This window comes from Nonomuraea jiangxiensis (assembly GCF_900099965.1).
Lineage (GTDB): Bacteria > Actinomycetota > Actinomycetes > Streptosporangiales > Streptosporangiaceae > Nonomuraea > Nonomuraea jiangxiensis.
Window position 1 is genome coordinate 16,493 of the sequence record NZ_FNDJ01000041.1, and the last position, 17,432, is coordinate 33,924.

Sequence of the window (17,432 nt, forward strand, 5' to 3'; positions counted from 1 at the left end):
CCGCCCCCGCGCCGGGGAGCGGGCCGCTCAGCGGGTCAGAAGCCGGCGGTGATCCGGGTGAACTCCCAGTCGGCCTGCGCGATGCCGCTGCAGTTCGCGGTCACGCCGCCGCCGGGGCAGGGACGGTCACGGTTGACGGCCCAGTACGCCAGCCGCGTCAGCCCCCGGGACCTGGCGTAGTCGCGGATCTGCGTCCAGGTGGCCGGGGAGGTCAGCTCCTGCTGGTCGGAGAGGCCGTTCATGCCCGAGATGCCCATGCGCGCGTACGCCTGGGCGTCGCTCCAGCCGAACGCGCTCTTCAACGCGTTCTTCAGGCCCTCGGAGGCGTTGACCGTGTCCTGGTAGATGTTCGAGCCGCCGAAGTCGAACGGCATGATCGTGTAGTTGTCGATCGGCACGCCGAGCGCCCTGGACTGGTTGATGAGGCGGATGCCGTGGGCGTTCGGTCCCGTGGTGGTGGTGCCGAAGGTGACGACGACCTTGACGTTCGGGTTGTTCTGCTTGACGATCTTGAGGCCGTTGAGGATGCGGTCCTGGACGGTGTAGTTCTCGAACTCGTCGAAGTTCTCGATGTCGAAGTCCACCACGGCGGGGCCGACGGCGTTGATGACCTGCTGCACCGCGCCCGCGAACGCCTGCGGGGTCGAGCAGTTCGGGCCGAGCTTGTTGCCCGACCAGCCGCCGAAGGACACCTGGACGTTGCCGCCCTTGGACTTGATGGTGTTGATCGCCTGCTGGTCGGCGCCGCCGGTCAGCGGGCGGTTCCCGTCCCAGGCCGGGTTGCAGCCGCCGCTGGCCAGGATGAACGCCATCGTGAACGACCGTACGCCGGTGGCGTCCATGACCGTGCCCGGGTTGGGCGGGTTGCCCCAGCCCATGTACAGGTACGGGGCGCCGGCCATCTTGGTGGGGTTGCTGCACCCGGTGGTGGTGGCGGTGGCGTCCCGCCCGGCCGACTCGCCCGCCGAGTTGTAGGCCCGCACGGTGTAGGTGTGCGACGTGCACGCGCCCAGCCCGGAGATCGTCGCGCTGGTGCCGGTGACCTGGGCGCGCTGGGTGCCGCCCTCGTAGACGCGGTAGCCGGTGACCGTGCCGGAGGAGGCTCCCCAGCTCAGCGTGATGCTGGAGTTGGTGACCGACGTGGTTACCGTGCCCGGCTGGCCGGGGGCGCCGGTGCCGCCTGAGGTGGTGGCCGTGACCGCGTTGCTGGCGCCGGAGAGGTTCCCGGCGGCGTCGCGGGCGCGCACGGTGTAGGTGTAGGCGGTGTTGGCGGCGCGGCCGGTGTCGGTGTAGGTCGTGCCGGTCACCGTGGTGACGAGGGTGCCGCCACGGTAGACGTTGTAGCCGGTGACGCCCACGTTGTCGGTGGAGGCGTTCCAGGCCAGCGCGACGCTGCTGGAGGTGACGCCGGTCGAGCGGAGGTTGCCGGGCACGGACGGCGCCGTGGTGTCGGTCCCGCCGCCGGTGCCGGGCCGCCAGAGGGCGGGCACGTTCGGCGGCTCCCAGCCGGGCTGCGAGGTGTGCGGCTGCAGGCACACGTAGTCGACGCCGTTGTAGGTGACGACCGCGCCCGCGGCGTAGGACGTCCACGGGGCCCAGGCGGCGGCCACCTGCACCTCGGCCTGGGCAGAAGCGGCGGGCGCGGCGGAGGCGGGCGCGGTGGCGAGGCCGGTTCCGGTCAGGGCGAGGGTGAGCCCTGCCGCTAATGCGGTGAGTTTGCTGCGAAATTTCATGGCATTCCCTGGAGGTGGGGCTTGACGGTCTTGGAGAACGACCAGTTGTTGCTGGCGTCCCAGTTGATGGACCAGGTCATCGCGCCCCTGATGTCGGGGTAGGCGCGCGGTGGCACGAAGGTCCCGCAGTTGGTGCGCCTGGCCAGGCAGTCGAGCGCCTGGTTGACGAGAGCGGGTGGAACGACGCCGCCCCCGGCGGCGCCGGGTCCGGCCGGCAGGCCCAGGGCCACCTGATCGGGCCGCAGGCCGTTCTCGAGCTGGATGCAGGCCAGCGCGGTCATGAAGTTGACCGTGCCCTGGGCGTAGGCCTGGGCCTGGTCGCAGCCGAGCATGGAGCCGGAGTTGTAGAACTGCGTGTGGACGACGGTGAGGATGTCCCTGATGTTCAGGGCGAGCTTGAAGTACTCCATCCCGGTCGACTGCATGTCGATCGTCTGCGGGGCCATGGTGATGATCAGGCCGGTGCCCGCCTTCGAGCGCAGCGACCTGAGGGCCTGGGCCATGTAGGTGGCGTTGAGGCCGTTCTCCAGGTCGATGTCGACGCCGTCGAAGCCGTAGCTCTGCATGAGCGCGTACACGGAGTCGGCGAAGCGGGTGGCCGCCGCGGCGCTGGCGACCTGGACGCGGCCGGCCTCGCCGCCGACGGACAGGATGACCTTCTTGCCCCGCTGGTGCAGCGCCTGCACGTCGGCCCGGAACTGGGCGTCGGTGTACCCGCCCACCGCCGCGGCCAAGCCGGCGTCGACCGCGAAGGCGACCTCGCCGGCCACCGCCGTGGCCTCGCCGAACGCCACGGCGATCAGGTCGTACTCGCCGGGCACGGCCGACAGCTTGAGCTCGACGGCGGGGTTGACGAAGTTGTGCCAGTAGCCGGTGAGGAAGTGCCGGGGCAGCGTCCCGCCACCACCCGTGCAGCCGGGGGTGGTGGCGGTCGCCGGGTCGCTCGCCGCCGACTCGCCCTGGGCGTTGTACGCCCTGACGGTGTACGTGCGGCTCTGGCAGGCACCGAGGCCGGTGATGGTGGCCGTGGTGCCCGTGACCGTCGCCCTGACAGAAGTGCCCTCGTAGACGCGGTAGCCGGTCACCGTGCCCGACGAGGCCGCCCAGGTGAGCGTGATGGCACCGCTGGCCGCGGTGGCCGTGGGCGTCCCCGGCCTGCCGGGAACGCCGGGGGTCGGCGTGCCGCCGCCGCAGGAGGCGCCGTTCAGGGTGCAGCCGCTGATGCCGGGGAAGTTCCCTGGGCTGCCGTTGAAGCCGAAGCTCGCGCTGGCCCCGGCCGGGAGGGGGCCGGCCCAGCTCGGGTTCGTGAACGTGTAATGCTGGCCGTTCCGGGTCATGACCGCGTCCCAGGCCGACGGGATCGAGTACCCGGCGGGCACGTCGAACTGCACGTTCCAGCCGGACATGGCGGTGGTGGTGGCGTTGGTGACGGTGACCTTGCCCTCGAAGCCGGAGCCCCAGTCGGCGACCTTGACGAAGGTCGCGGAGGCCGTGTCGGCCTGGGCTGGCTGCGCGTACAGGCTGAGGGCGAGGGTGACGAGGGCCAGGAGGAGCGCGCGGAGTCTCACGGTGCTTCCTTCGGGGGGTGACGTGCCGTACGGCTTGCACCGGGGGGTGAGAGCGCAAGCCGTACGGCACGGGCCCACGGAGGCGCACGCGGGCCTTTTCCTTGCGGGGCTTGTAAGGTTCTGTCGATTCGTGATTACTTTTAGGAAAGTTTCCTAAGAGTTGTCGCGATCGTAGCCTTGACTCCCTGTCCTTACAAGACCCAATCCCGTGGCCCCGGACATGACTCCGCCGTACAAGATCGGGGATCTTGTACGGCGGAGTGGCGTGCGGTTTACGGTTGCTGGGTGATTCTGACGTCGTCCACGCCCGCCTCGACCAAGGAGGCCCCGGAGGCGTCGGCCGCGTCTATGAGGATGCGGACCGTCTGGCCCGCGAAGGCGTTCAGGCTCGCGCCGGCCGTGGCCCAGGCGCCGTTGCGGTTGCTGGCCGCGCCCGCCTGGTTGAGCACGGTGGTCGTGGTGTTGCCGACTACGCGGACCCGGAAGTAGTCGGCGCTGGAGGCGTTCGAGCCGTGCGCCAGATACCAGGAGAACGACAGGTTCAGGTTGCCGCCGGCGGGCAGCGTGATCGGCGGTGACTGGATCGAGGTGACGCCGCCGTCGAGGTCGTAATCGCCGGCGGCCGCGCCCGCCGGCCTGCCCGTGACCAGGTCGTTCGTGCCGCTGACCGTGGTGCCGAGCTGCTTGGCGCCGGACGAGGTGGTGTCCTCGGGGTCACCGCGCTCCCAGAGACCGAGGGTGGCGGTGTCGGTGCCGCCCGGGTTGACCGTCCAGCCCGTCGCCGTCTCGAACGTGTCGGAGTAGACCGTCACCGGCGGATTGCCGGTCGTGCCGCAGTACTGGGCCTCCTTGCCGATGATCCGGTAGACGCAGTCCGAGTATTCGAGGAAGCGCAGCACGGCCTCCCTGTTGCGGGTCGTCTGCGGGACGATCTGCTCATCCGGCGGGTAGAAGCCGGGGCTGGAGCCGACCGGGTACATCTCGAACGTGAAGCTGAAGATCTTGTAGACCCCCCACAGCCAGTCGTCGATGGTGCCGTCCGTGATGTACAGATCGCTGGCCTGCTCCGGCGTGTAGCCGTTGGTGGAGGCCATGTTCTGGCCGAGGGTGGCGTGCGCGTTCCGGTCGTCCGCGGTCAGGCCGGGCGCGGTGTCGTTGAAGGTGTAGCCGTAGGGCCACAGGATGAGCTCGGAATAGGTGTGCCAGTCGATGTGCGACTTGATCTGCTGCACGCCGCCGATGACGCGGCTGCGTACCCAGTTGGAGGCCGCCCTGACCTCGGGCGCCGACTCGGCGCTCGCGCCCCGGTAGGTCTCGCTGGAGAAGGACCCGGACGAACCGCCGCAGCAACCCCAGTTGTAGCCCCAGTTGCGGTTGAGGTCGGTGCCGACGGCCGAGGAGCCGGAGTTCGGCTGCCTGTTCTTGCGCCAGGAGCGGTAGGAGCCGGTGGCGATGTCGTACTCGCCGCCGTCCGGGTTGAGGTCCGGCATGATCCAGATCTCTCTGGTGTTGACCAGGTTCGTGATTCTGGCGTCGGTGCCGTAGTTGTCGGCCAGCAGGTGCATGATGTACAGCGCCATCTCGACCGTGAGGTGCTCGCGGGCGTGCTGGTGAGCGGTGAAGAGCACCTCGGGCTCGTTCTCGTCGGTGCCCACGTTGTCGCTGATCTTGATCAGCCGTAGCGGCCTGCCCTCGTAGGTCGTGCCGAAGGTGGTCTGGCTGACGATGTTCGGCCTGGCCGCGACCAGGGCGTTGATGTTCGCGGTCATCTCCGCGAAGTTGTGGTAGCCCGAGTCCGCCGGCGGGAAGTCAAACGCCTCGACGGCGGACGGGGATTTCGGGCGCTGGACCTCCGTCACCTGATAGCCGAGCCGCCTGATGGCGGAGATCTCGGCTTCCGTGGCCGTGACCAGCACCGAGTCCTTGGCCACCTCCTCGATGGCCGCGCCGGTGGCCGCGACGCTGCTGCGCTGTTGAGCGTCCGCCGGGCCCTGTACCCGATACTGCTTGTTGGCGGGTGGCTCGGCTGCGGCGCCCGCACCTGTCATGCCGGTCAGGCAGATCAGGCTCAGGACGGCCAGCAGGATGACTAATCGGCGTTGCACCTCATCCTCCTCAGGCGCGCGGGGTCGGGTGTTGACCGGCGCCTGAACTGAGAGTGAAGACCTTAGCTGCCCTAGGAAAGACCCAAATTTCCTGACTTCGCCCGCTGAGGCACACCCGCGACCCCGGCCACCGGGAACATGCCCGGCGTGTGGTCCGCGGTCACGCCCCGCCTGCTCGGCAAATACCCGGGCTTTAAGCTACAAACAGGTCTATGGCGGCATACGGCACGCGCCAGGCGACTAATCATGCGATACCGTGTCCTGCCAGTAATTCTTCCTCCCGGAGCGAACGGCATGTTCTTCGGCATCACGGATATCTGGGCCTACGTGGTCGGCGCCTTTCTGATCATTCTTCTCCCGGGCCCGAATTCCCTCTACGTCCTCAGTCTCGCCGCCCGGCACGGCGTCCGCCAGGGCTACCGCGCCGCGGCCGGGGTCTTCCTCGGCGACACCGTCCTGATGTTCGTGACCGCCGCCGGCGCCGCGTCCCTGCTCCACTCCAACCCCACCCTCTTCGGAATCCTGCAGTACGCCGGCGCCGCCTACCTGGCCTGGATCGGCCTGCAGATGATCAGAAGCGCCTGGCGGGCCTGGCGCGCCAGGGGCGTGGAGGCGGTCCCGCAGGAGCAGGCGCTCCCGGCCACGCCGCCGCCGGCCCACCCCTTCCGCACGGCCCTGACGATCAGCCTGCTGAACCCGAAGGCGATCCTGTTCTTCGTCTCGTTCTTCGTCCAGTTCGTGGACCCCGGCTACGCCAACCCCGCCCTTTCGTTCCTGATCCTGGGCGCGGTGATCCAGTTCTTCAGCATGCTCTACCTGACCGCCCTGATCTTCAGCGGCACCTTCCTCGCCACCCGGTTCCGCCAGAGCCGCCGGCTCAGCGCCGGGCTGACCTCGTGCGCCGGCGCCGTCTTCATCGGCTTCGGCGCGAAATTGGCCACGACGTCACTCGGCTGAAAGTTCGGTTCAAGGCTTTACTGATTTGGTTGGTGACGGATGGAACGTGTCGGAAGCGGCGGTCGCACTGCCGCGGCTCGGGTACGGTGGGCCACCGGCGGGCTTCCCCGGCTCGGGTGATGCCGTGCCGGTTACGCGGTGCGATCCATCCGGAAAGCCTGGACCCCCGAAGCCCGGGTAGTCGCTGATCGTCGGCCTATCTTCGGAGCAGCCTTGAACCATCCTCCGGTCACTCTCCCACGCCTCACCGCGCTCGCCCGGCAGGCGGCCCCCAGGCTGCTCGAAGCGGTCGTGGCCCCGCTGGCCGTGTTCTACCTGGCCATGGTCGTCCTCGGGTTCAAGTGGGCGCTGGTCATGAGTGTCGCCTGGGTCTACCTCGGGGTGGGCTGGCGGCTCGTCAGGCGGGTCAAGGTGCCCGCCACCATGTATCTCGCCGCGTTCGCGATCACCGTCCGCGCTCTCGTGGCGTTCTGGACGGGCACGTGGATGTGGTTCTTCATCCAGCCGGAGATGGGCACCATCTGCATCAGCATGGTCTTCCTCGCCTCCGTCCGGCTCAACAAGCCGCTCGTGCAGAAGCTCACGCTCGACTACATCCACCTGCCGTCGGCGGTGCTCAAGCACGAGCGGGTGCGCAAGTTCTTCGCCAGGATCACGCTGCTGTGGGCGTTCGTGCTCCTGGCGAACTCGACGGTGAGCATCCTGCTGGCGGTCTACCAGTCCCTGGCCGGGTCGCTCGGCGAGTTCATGCTGATGAGGACGTCGGCGGTGGCCCTGATCAGCGGCGCGGCGATCACGATCTCGGTCTTCGGCTTCAAGCGGCTGCTGCACCGCCTGCACGTCGCCCACGCCTAACTCTCGTGCGGGATGGTCACGGCCAGCTCGAACCCGTCGCCCGCCGGTCCCGCGGTCATCGTGCCGCCGGCCAGCCGTACGCGCTCGCGCAGGCCCGCCAGCCCCAGCCCGCCCGGCCGCGCGGTGGGCCGGGAGCGCGGCGGCCCGTTCCGCACGACGACGCGCTCGCGCGAGACCGTGACCTCGACGGCGGCCCCCGGCGCGTGCTTGGCGGCGTTGGTGAGCCCCTCCTGGACGACGGCGCGGGCCAGGCCGGGCGCCGGCCCCCGGGCCAGCTCCAGGCTGATCGACATGCCAGAGTCCGTGGCCCGGCGCACCAGCTCCGTCACCTCCTCCCCGACGGGAGCCAGCGGCGGCGCGTCGGACTCCTCCCGCAGCAGGCCGATGATCTGACGTAGCCGCTCGGTGGCGTCCGCGGCCGCGATCCGCAGCTCGCCCGCCGCCCTGACCTCCGCAGGGCCGAGCCCGGGCGTCAGCTCCAGCCCGGCGGCCCGTACCGCGATCAAGGCCAGGTCGTGGCCGAGCGAGTCGTGCATGTCCCGCGCGATCCTGGCCCGCTCGCGCAGCCTGGCCTGCGCCTCGGCCGACTGCCGCGCCTGTGTTCGCTGCTGCAGCAGCTTGCGCCGGAGCAGCCCGAACGAATATGGCACCACGTACGTGCCGACGAGCCCGGTGGCCATGGCCACCCACAGGGCCAGATCGCCGCCCTGGGCCACCACCACGCCCACGCCCACGACGGTGACCAGGAGGAACGCCGTCAGCGGCGACCACAACCCGCTCATGCGCCGCCCGGTCAGGTACGCGTACCACATGATGTACGGCGACGTAGCCACCAACGGCAGGATGCTGACGTGCCGCCGGGGCAGCAGCCAGCTCAGGTCCACGGTCGCGAAGCCCTGGCCGAACTCCCACGGCCCCAGCGGCACCAGCAGCATCAGCGCGGCCAGCGGCCACCGCCGCCCGACCAGCACGGCCACCCCGGCGAGCGCGACCTTGGGTGCGGTCACCAAGCCGAACGCGGCGGGGTCCCTGATCGGATCGGGCCCCATGGCGGCGATGAAGATGCCGAGCCCGGCCCAGAGCAGCAGGTCGTAGACCACCTGGCGGCGGCCCTCCCGGCGAACACGGCACAGAAACTGCACGGCATCGACGTTATCCCGCACCAGCGGGCCATGGCCCCCACCGGAAGTGGGGGACCGACCCTGACGATCGTCAGGGTCGGGTGATCCAACGTCACGGTAGTGCTAGCCCCACCTGCAAAGCGCCTACCTCCACTGCTGTGCCCGACCGCGGAAAACGGTTGGATCGATGGTGTCCGCCGGCAGGTCGTAGCCCCGACCCCGACGAAAGTCGGGGATGGTTCGCGCCGATCGTTCGATGTGCTGTGACCTGGGACGTTTCTACCTTCATGGGGTGCCGGCCCTGACCCCCGTAGGGGTCGGGTCCGCGTTCGACCAGGGGCATTCCCGATGTCCCCGGACCACGCGCACCGACACGCTGTGTGGGTGCCCTAAACGATCGGAGTGAACAGCCATGTCGCACGCCGTCCTCGGCCTGATCGAGCAGGTGATGTCCTCACCATGGTTATACCTGGTGATCTTCGCGCTGGCACTGCTCGACGGGTTCTTCCCCATCGTGCCCGCCGAGACCGCGGTGATCACCGCTGGGGTGTTCGCCGCCACCGGCGAGACGAACCTCCCCCTGGTCATCGTGGTCGCGGCGCTCGGAGCGTTCGCGGGCGATCATGTGTCCTATCTGATAGGCAACAAGTCCGCGGGCCGCTTGCGGACGAAGAAGGCGTTCGTCTGGGCCCGCCAGGCCCTCGACGAGCGGGGCGGCCTCGCCCTCGTGGTGGCGCGCTATATCCCGGGCGGGCGGACCGCGACCACGCTGACGATGGGCGCCGTGCGCTATCCGTTGCGGTCATTTTCGTTCTTCGACGGCATCGCGGCGTCCACGTGGGCGGTCTACTCGGCACTGATCGGCTTCTTCGGCGGCATGGCCTTCGAGAACGACCCGATCAAGGGCCTGCTGCTCGGACTGGGCATCGCGCTGTCCATCACCGTGATCGTCGAGATCGTGAGATGGGTAAGGAAACGACGCGCCACCCAGGCTTCCCCGGATCGTCTTCCAGCGGACACGTCCGTTTGACCCTGTCTAGTCACCATCCGTGTGAAAGGAGTGCGCATGACTGTGCTGGCCGCGGTGGTCGCCCTGGTCGGTTCGCTGTTCTTCGCGCTCGGAGCCGCCCTCCAGCAGTTTGAGGCGGTCGGCACCACCAAGCCGGGGCTGCTCGCCCTGCTGCGGAGACCGCGGTGGCTGATCGGCGGCGCGTCCATCCTGGTGGGCGGCGGCCTGCACATCGTCGCGCTCGGCCTCGGCCCGCTGACCATCGTACAGCCGATGGGGGTGGCCAGCCTGCTGTTCGCGCTGCCCATCGCGGCCGCGCTGCACGGCCGCAGGCCGAGCAGCAAGGAGCTGTCGGCGGCGGGCGTCGTGGCGGCCGGGCTGATCGGCCTGGTGTTACTGGTCCCCAACTCCGACGGCCCCACCTTCCTCAGCCCGGGGGGCGTCCTGACGCTGCTCGGCGTATCCGGCGTCGCGGCGGTGCTGCTGTGGGCCGGCTCCCGGGCGGCCTCCCCGGCCGGCCGGGCGGCGCTGCTGGCCACCAGCGCCGGCGTCCTGTACGGCGCCACGGCCACTCTCATGCGCGTCCTGGTGGACGGCACCTGGAACTGGTGGTATCTGCTGGCGCTGCCGGTGCCCGCGCTGCTGGCGCTCATGATGCTCCAGCGCGCCTATGCCATCGGGCACTTCGGCGTCTCCTTCGCCTCACTACAGATCGCCGACCCGCTGACGGCGGTGGCGTTCGGCGCGCTGCTGCTCGGCGAGCCGCTGCCGACCGGGATCCTGCCGATCGCCGCCGCGGCACTGACCGCGGCCGGCACCGTCGCCCTGGCCAGGACCACGCCACTGGAAGCCCGTAACTGATCATGCCGAACCCGCCCGCGCCCCGCTCCTTGTCCCCCGGCCTTCCCCGAACCACCTGAAATTGGAGTCCCCTGTCATGGCGATGCCCCTGCACCGCGTTTCCGACCTCGCCGACCGTGCCGCCGCGCCCGTACGCCCCCGCCGCATCCTGATCTCAAGCGACACCTATCCCCCTGATGTGAACGGCGCCGCCTACTTCACCCATCGCCTGGCCACCGGGCTGGCCGCGCGTGGCAACGAGGTGCACGTGATCTGCCAGTCGGAGGCCGGCCCGGCCAGCGCCGACGTGCTGGACGGCGTGATCGTGCACCGGCTGCGCTCGGCTCCCCTGCTGGTCCACCCCACCATGCGGTTCACCGTGCCGACCCGGCTCGACCGGCTGGTCGCCCGCGTCAAGCCCGACGTGCTGCACACCCAGGGCCACTTCGTGGTCGGCCGGGCCGCCATGGCGGCCGCCCGCAGGGCCGGTGTGCCGATCGTGGCCACCAACCACTTCATGCCGGACAACCTCTTCCAGTTCGTGCACCTCCCCGACCGGCTGCGGGCCAAGGCCGGACGGCTGGCCTGGCGTGACTTCAACCGCGTCTTCAGCCGCGCCGACCACATCACCACGCCCACCCCGCTGGCCGCCAAGCTGCTGGCCGACCAGGGTTTCGCCCTCACGGTGGAGCCGGTCTCCTGCGGTATCGACCTGGGCAGGTTCCACCCGCACGCCGAGCCCAAGGCGTGGGCGCGCAAGCGGTTCGACCTGCCCGACCGGCCCACCATCCTGTTCGTCGGCCGGCTGGACGAGGAGAAGCGGCTGGACGAGATCGTCCGCGCGCTGCCCCTGGTGCTCAACGAGACCGACGCGCAGGTGGCCTTCGTCGGCAAGGGCAACCAGCGGGCGGAGCTGGAGCGGCTGGCCCGGCGCATCGGGGTGGGCGAGCGGGTGTTCTTCCTCGGCTTCGTGCCCGACGAGAGCATGCCCCAGGCCTACGCCGCCGCCGACGTGTTCGCCATGCCGGGCGTCGCCGAGTTGCAGAGCATCGCCACGCTGGAGGCCATGGCCACGGGGCTGCCCGTGGTGGCCGCCGACGCGATGGCGCTGCCGCACCTGGTGGACGACAACGGCTACCTGTTCCAGCCCGGCGACGTGATCTCGCTGGGCCGGCACCTGACGGATATCCTGACCGACGACGACCTGCGTGCCCGGCTCGGCAAGGCCAGCAGGGAGCTGGCTCTCACCCACGACGACAAGACGTCGCTCGCCCGGTTCGAGCAGATCTACGATGAGGTGGCTCGATGACCCTACGCCAGTGCCTGTGGGGCACGGTGGCCGGGACGGCGGTGTCGGCCGGCGCTCTGGTTTACGCGCAGGTCGCGCTGCCGGCGCAACCACTGCTCAGCGACTACGTACTCGTGTCCGGTGGGCTGATGCCGGTGCTCGTCGGGATGCTGGCACTCGCGGTGGCGTGCCTGACTCTCGCCTACGGGATGGCGGCCGGCGACCCGTCGCGTACGGCGGCCACCAGGGTGCTGTTACTGGCGGCGGCGGCCGGCCTGATGATGAGCGCGATCTTCCCCACCGATCCCGGCGGGTCGGAGATCGACTCCCTGTCCGGCGAGATCCACCGCTGGTCGGCGGCTGTCGTCTTCAACTCGCTGCCGGTCGCCGGCTGGGTCCTGGCCCGGCACCGGTCGGTGGCGCCCCGGTGGAACGCGGTCAGGGCCATGAGCGTGACGGCCGCGGTGACGCTGGCGATCTATCTGGCGGCGCACCCGGCCACCCTCACCTCCCCGCTGATCAACGGCTCGGCCTACTACGGGCTGATGGAGCGGGCCGTGGTGCTGGTCGAGATGGTCCTCATCGTCGTCATGGCGGTGGCGTCGTACCGGGACCGTCAGGTCACGGCGGACGCGGTCGGCGCGCCGGCCCCGGCGCAGCCCGCGGGAACCGATCGGCCGCAGCAGCTCGCGGCCTGACGCGCACGCTTCGGCCGCCGGCGAAGCGATGGCGGCCTAGCGTGCGAACATGCTGATCACCAACCATGCCCAGGCCATGACGGTGCTGGGCGACGCCCGTTACGTGCCGCCGCCGGTACGCCGGGACGGCGGCGAGGGAACGCTCGCCTGGCTGCGCGCCCAGGTGTCCAGATTCAGCAGCGGCGAGACGCACGCGGAGCGGCGGCGCCCGCTGGTGGAGCGGCTGGCCAGGCTGGACCCGGCCGAGCTGCGGGCGGCCGCCAGGACCATGACCGCAGAACGGGACGGAGACTGGCGAGGCGTGCCCACGGCCGTGTTGGGCGCCGCGCTCGGTGTGCCGGACACGAGCGCCGTGCCCGCCGCCGCGACCGGCTACCTGTCCGGCGAGGAGAGCCCGCAGGCCGACGCCGCCGTCGCCGTGCTGCTCGACGTGGCCGACCTGCCCGCGATCACGCTCCTGTTGCAGGGCCACGCGGCCATGGAGGCGCTCATCGACACCGCGCTCAAGCACGCGTCGCCGGGTGACGACGTCGACGCTCTGCTGCACGAGACGCTCAGGCAGGACCCGCCGCTGAAGGCCACCCGCCGGCTCGACATCCGCACGGGTGACGAGGTGACGATCGACCTGGTGGCGGTCAACCGCGACCCGGAGGTGTTCGCCGAGCCCGGGCGGTTCGACCTCGCGCGCGGCCGTACCCCGCACCTGACGTTCGGCGCCGGGCTGCGGCCCTGCCCCGCGCCCGCGCACGCGCTCGCCCTGGCCGCGGGGGTGCTCGAAGTCCTGCTACGGGAAGAACACCGATGAGCCCCTCCTGGGGTCCGGAGAAGATCTCCGCTGTCTTCCCTGGACCGCGATAATCGGCATATGCGCTTCCAGATCCTCGGGCCCACCACCGCGCTGGACGAGGCGGGAGAGCCGGTCATGCTCGGCGGTCCCCGGGTCCGTGCCCTGCTGACGTTGCTCGCCCTGCACGCCGGCCACGTCGTCGGCGCGGAGCAGCTCGTGGACGGCATGTACGGCGAGCGGCCCCCCGAGGGCCTGGCCAACGCGCTGCAGTCGCAGGTGTCCAGGCTGCGCCGGGTGCTGGGCCGGGACCTGGTGGAGTTCCACCCGGCCGGATACCGGCTGGTCGCCGACCCGCAGGACGTGGACGCGCACAGGTTCGAGCTGCTGGCGCGGTCGGGCCGGGAGGCGCTGGCCGGCGGAGACCCCGGCCGGGCCGCCGTCGTTTTGCGCGAGGCGCTGGAGCTGTGGCGGGGCGCGCCGCTCGCCGACGCCCCGCAGGCCGAGGCCGCCGCCGCGGCGCTGGCGGAGCTGCGGCTGGCCGCCACCGAGGACCGGGTGCAGGCGGACCTCGACCTGGGCAGGCACCGCGAGCTGGTGGCCGAGCTGAGCCAGCTCACCACCGCGCACCCGCTGCGCGAGCGGCTGCGGGCCCAGCTCATGCGCGCCCTTTACGGCAGCGGCCGCCAGGCGGAGGCGCTGACCGTCTACGAAGAGGCCAGAAAGCTGCTGGACGAGGAGCTGGGTGTCGAACCGGGCGCCGAGCTGGCCGCCGCGCACCTGGCCGTGCTGCGGGCCGACCCGGCGCTCGGTGCCTCCGCGACCCCCGCCGGGCCGCGATCCAGGCAGGGGCTGCGGGCCCAGCTCACCAGCTTCGTCGGCCGGTCGGAGGAGCTGGCGCAGGTGGGCGAGCGGTTGCTGACCAGCAGGCTCGTCACGCTGATCGGCCCGGGCGGCGCGGGCAAGACGCGGCTCGCGACCGAGGCGGCCGAGCAGGCGACGGGCGATGTGTGCATCGTGCCGCTCGCGCCGGTCTCCGACGCCGCCGACGTGCCGCGGGCGGTGCTGGCCGCGCTCGACATCCGCGACGCCCTGCTGTACATCCGCGACCGGCCCACGCTGGACCCGGTCGCCAGGCTCGTCACCGCGCTCACCGACCGCAAGCTGCTGCTGGTCCTGGACAACTGCGAGCATCTCGTCGCGGCCACCGCCGAGCTGACCGACCTGCTGCTGGCCTCCTGCCCTGACCTGCGGGTCCTGGTGACCGGACGGGAGGCGCTCGGCATCACCGGCGAGTCCATCCTGCCGGTGGCGCCGCTGCGGCTGCCGCCGCCGGAGGCGGGCGACCCGCTGACCTATCCCGCCATCCGGCTGTTCGCCGACCGGGCCGCCGCCGTACGGCCGGGCTTCGTGGTCGACGCGGGCAACGCGGCCCAGGTGACGCACATCTGCCGGGCGCTCGACGGGCTGCCGCTGGCCATCGAGCTGGCCGCGGCGCGGCTGCGTACGTTGTCGCTGTCCGACATCGCGGCCCGCCTGGACGACCGGTTCAGGCTGCTGACGCGCGGCAGCCGGACGGCGCTGCCCAGGCACCAGACGCTGCACGCGGTCGTCGCGTGGAGCTGGGACCTGCTGGACGAGGACGAGCGGCGGCTGGCCGCCCGGCTGACGGTGTTCGTGGGCGGCGCGCGGCCCGAGGCGGCCGAGCGGGTGTGCGGGCTGCCGGAGGACGTGCTGTTCTCGCTGGCGGAGAAGTCGCTGGTGGAGGTCGTGGACGGGCGCTTCCGGATGCTGGAGACGATCCGGGCCTTCTGTGCCGAGCGGCTGGCGGACTCCGGCGAGGTGGCCGCGATCCGGGACGCGCACGCCGACTACTACCTCGATCTGGTGCTCACGGCCGACTCCTATCTGCGCACACGCGAGCAGGTGGAGTGGCTGGCCCGGCTCGACGACGAGAGCGACGACCTCAACGCGGCCCTGCGCTGGGTGACCGAGTCGGGACGGCTGGAGCTGGGGCTGCGGCTGGTGGCCTACAGCGCCTGCTACTGGTGGATGCGCGGCCACCGCGTGACCAGCGCCAATCTGGCCTCCGAGCTGCTGGCCGCGCTGGGCGGGACCCGGTTCCCGCACCTGGACGAGGAGTTCGCCACGTGCGTGCTCGTCACCTGCTGGGCCGGCGAGGCCCACCACCGGCTCCAAGAACAGCTGGCCGAGGTGCGCGAGCTGCTGCCGCTGTCCTACATGCCGATGCGGGTGGAGTTCCTGATGATGCTGCTGGCCATGTTCACCGGGCCGCCCGACGACTTCGAGGACATCTACGGGGTCGTCGTGGACAGCATCCCGCAGCTTCCGCCCTGGCAGCAGGCGCTGGCCAGCAGCGGGGCGGGGTTCGTGCGGCAGGCCCTGGGGCAGTTCGACCTGGCGCGGGTCCATTTCGAGCAGGCCAGGGCCGCCTTCAGCGCCATCGGGGAGCGCTGGGGGCTGGTGCTGGTGGTGTCCGGGCTCGGCAGCCTGTATCAGGAGCAGGGCGACTACGGCCCCGCGTGCGCGCTGGCCGGCGAGGCGCTGGCCACGGCCCGGGAGCTGGGCGCCAAGACCGAGATCGCCGAGAGCCTGTGCCGCCGCGGCGACGCCCTGCAGGGCCTGGCCGACCGGGCGGCCGCGGGGGCCGACTACGCGCAGGCGGCGGAGCTGTCGCGGCGCAACGGCTCGACGGAGATGCTGGCCTGGGCACTGCTCGGCCTGGGCGAGGTGGCGCTGGCCGACGGTGACCTGGACCAGGCACGCACGTCGCTGACCCAGGCCCTGGAGGTGTGCCCCAGCAGCTGGTACAGCGCCCACTCCACCCGCCGGCGCATCGACGAGGGGCTGACCACGCTCGACCGCCTGGCCCAGGAGCGGTAGGCGGATCGGTCAGCGAACGGTAGGCGAACCGTCAGCCGCCCGCCCCAGAGTGAGCGGCATGCAGAAGAAATGGACCTGCCTGGCCATCGCCTGCCTGGCCACCCTGCTCCTCTCGCTCGACCTGACGGTCCTGCACCTGGCCCTGCCGAGGCTGGTGACCGACCTCGGCGCGAGCTCCACGCAGTTGCTCTGGATCGGCGACATCTACGGCTTCGCGCTGGCCGGCCTGCTCGTCACCATGGGCAACCTGGGCGACCGCATCGGCCGCAAGCGCCTGCTGCTGATCGGCGCGGCCGCGTTCGGCGCCGCCTCGGTGATCACCGCCTACGCGCCCAGTCCCGAGCTGCTGATCGCCGCCAGGGCGCTGCTCGGCGTGGCCGGCGCCACGATCATGCCGTCCACCCTGTCGATCATCCGCAACGTGTTCACCGAGCCCGGCGAGCGGACCGCGGCCATCGGCATCTGGAGCGGGATGAGCGCCGCCGGCTTCGCCGTCGGCCCGGTGGTCGGCGGCGTGCTGCTCGATCACTTCTGGTGGGGCTCGGTCTTCCTGATCAACGTGCCGATCATGGTGGTCGTGCTGGTCGGCGGAGCGCTGGTGCTGCCCGAGTCGCGCAACCCGCACGCGGGCCGGCTCGACCTGACCAGCGTGGTGCTGTCCTTCGCCGGAATCGTGGCCGCCGTCTACGCCGTCAAGGAGGCCGCGCACAACGGCCTGGAGCACGCGGACGTGCTGGTGGCGGGCCTGGCCGGGGTGGCGATGCTGGGGCTGTTCGGGTGGCGGCAGACGCGGCTGGCCGAGCCGCTGATCGATGTGCGGCTGTTCAGGCTCAGGGCGTTCAGCGCCTCCATCTACACCAACCTGCTGGCGATCTTCGCGATGTCGGCCATGATGCTGATGTTCGCCTGGTATCTGCAGCTCGTGCTCGGCTGGTCGCCGCTGCAGGCGGGCCTGGCCCAGCTCCCCGGCGGACTGAGCGGCGCGGTGGGCGGCGTGCTGGCCGCCAAGCTCATCCACTTCCTGGGCAGGAACGGCGTGGTCGCGCTGGGCCTGGTCATGAACGCCGGCGCGTTCCTGTACTACAGCACCCTCGGGCCCGAGCTGAACTACCTCGTACTGCTGCCGGTCATGATCATCGGCGGCATGGGGGTCGGGTTCGCGTTCACCGTCAACAACGACAACGTGCTGGCCACGGCCCCCAAGGAGCGGGCGGGGGCGGCGGCCGCGGTGTCGGAGACCGCGTTCGAGCTGGGCGGGGCGCTCGGGATCGCGATCCTGGGCACCGTGCTCAACAGCGCCTACCAGGCGAACCTGGCGCTGCCCGCCGGGGTTCCGGGCGAGGCCGCACGGGAGTCGATCGCGGGCGCGGTGGGGACGGCCGCGACGCTGCCCCCCGAGCAGGCCGGCCCGCTGATCCAGGCGGCGCAGGCGGCCTTCATCGAGGGCGTGCACCTCACCTCGCTCGTCACGGCGGGCGTGCTGGCGGTGGTGGCGGTGCTCGCGCTGGTGGGGCTGCGCGGGGTGCCGAAGGTCATTCCGGAGGAGGTCCTGGCCCGGGCCCACTCGTGA

13 protein-coding genes are annotated in these 17,432 nt (G+C 71.1%); 9 read left to right on the forward strand and 4 right to left on the reverse strand.

Annotated features, from left to right (window positions below; translation table 11 throughout):
* Positions 1–35: 35 nt before the first annotated feature.
* The 3 genes from BLS95_RS49300 to BLS95_RS49310 all read right to left on the reverse strand — a co-directional run bounded on the left by BLS95_RS49300 (position 36) and on the right by BLS95_RS49310 (position 5,406).
* The gene (locus BLS95_RS49300) at positions 36–1,733 is read right to left on the reverse strand and encodes a fibronectin type III domain-containing protein (protein ID WP_090946549.1); all 1,698 of its coding nucleotides are present in this window, start codon (positions 1,731–1,733) and stop codon (positions 36–38) included.
* The gene (locus tag BLS95_RS49305; RefSeq protein ID WP_090946550.1) at positions 1,730–3,301 is read right to left on the reverse strand and encodes a chitinase; all 1,572 of its coding nucleotides are present in this window, start codon (positions 3,299–3,301) and stop codon (positions 1,730–1,732) included. Before BLS95_RS49305 ends, BLS95_RS49300 begins: the two co-directional genes overlap by 4 nt.
* A 272-nt stretch (positions 3,302–3,573) precedes the next feature.
* Positions 3,574–5,406, reverse strand: a complete 1,833-nt coding sequence (locus BLS95_RS49310; protein WP_218136390.1) for a M14 family metallopeptidase — start codon at positions 5,404–5,406, stop codon at positions 3,574–3,576.
* A 294-nt stretch (positions 5,407–5,700) separates the two neighbouring features.
* Between BLS95_RS49310 and leuE the strand changes: the two genes are divergently transcribed.
* Positions 5,701–6,363 (forward strand): leucine efflux protein LeuE, encoded by a 663-nt coding sequence (leuE, locus tag BLS95_RS49315; RefSeq protein ID WP_090946551.1) that lies wholly within the window; start codon positions 5,701–5,703, stop codon positions 6,361–6,363.
* Positions 6,364–6,576: 213 nt separating this feature from the next.
* Entirely contained in the window at positions 6,577–7,218 is a 642-nt protein-coding gene (locus BLS95_RS49320) for a VC0807 family protein (RefSeq protein WP_090946552.1), read from the forward strand.
* On the opposite strand, the gene BLS95_RS49325 is transcribed toward BLS95_RS49320, so the two are convergent.
* Positions 7,215–8,360, reverse strand: a complete 1,146-nt coding sequence (locus tag BLS95_RS49325) for a sensor histidine kinase (RefSeq protein ID WP_143044235.1) — start codon at positions 8,358–8,360, stop codon at positions 7,215–7,217. The genes BLS95_RS49320 and BLS95_RS49325 overlap by 4 nt on opposite strands.
* Before the next feature lie 391 nt (positions 8,361–8,751).
* Between BLS95_RS49325 and BLS95_RS49330 the strand changes: the two genes are divergently transcribed.
* The 7 genes from BLS95_RS49330 (at position 8,752) to BLS95_RS49360 (ending at position 17,432) form a co-directional block, all read left to right on the forward strand.
* Entirely contained in the window at positions 8,752–9,369 is a 618-nt protein-coding gene (locus BLS95_RS49330) for a DedA family protein (protein WP_090946554.1), read from the forward strand.
* A gap of 36 nt (positions 9,370–9,405) precedes the next feature.
* Entirely contained in the window at positions 9,406–10,209 is an 804-nt protein-coding gene (locus BLS95_RS49335; RefSeq protein ID WP_245765749.1) for a DMT family transporter, read from the forward strand.
* A gap of 76 nt (positions 10,210–10,285) precedes the next feature.
* Positions 10,286–11,497, forward strand: a complete 1,212-nt coding sequence (locus tag BLS95_RS49340; protein ID WP_090946555.1) for a glycosyltransferase — start codon at positions 10,286–10,288, stop codon at positions 11,495–11,497.
* Positions 11,494–12,174, forward strand: a complete 681-nt coding sequence (locus BLS95_RS49345) for a DUF998 domain-containing protein (protein WP_090946556.1) — start codon at positions 11,494–11,496, stop codon at positions 12,172–12,174. Before BLS95_RS49340 ends, BLS95_RS49345 begins: the two co-directional genes overlap by 4 nt.
* Before the next feature lie 49 nt (positions 12,175–12,223).
* Positions 12,224–12,979: a cytochrome P450 gene (locus BLS95_RS49350; protein WP_090946557.1), complete on the forward strand. Its 756-nt coding sequence runs from the start codon at positions 12,224–12,226 to the stop codon at positions 12,977–12,979.
* Between the two features lie 60 nt (positions 12,980–13,039).
* Positions 13,040–15,862, forward strand: a complete 2,823-nt coding sequence (locus BLS95_RS49355) for an AfsR/SARP family transcriptional regulator (protein ID WP_090946558.1) — start codon at positions 13,040–13,042, stop codon at positions 15,860–15,862.
* Positions 15,863–15,920: 58 nt separating this feature from the next.
* Positions 15,921–17,432 (forward strand): MFS transporter, encoded by a 1,512-nt coding sequence (locus BLS95_RS49360; RefSeq protein WP_090946559.1) that lies wholly within the window; start codon positions 15,921–15,923, stop codon positions 17,430–17,432.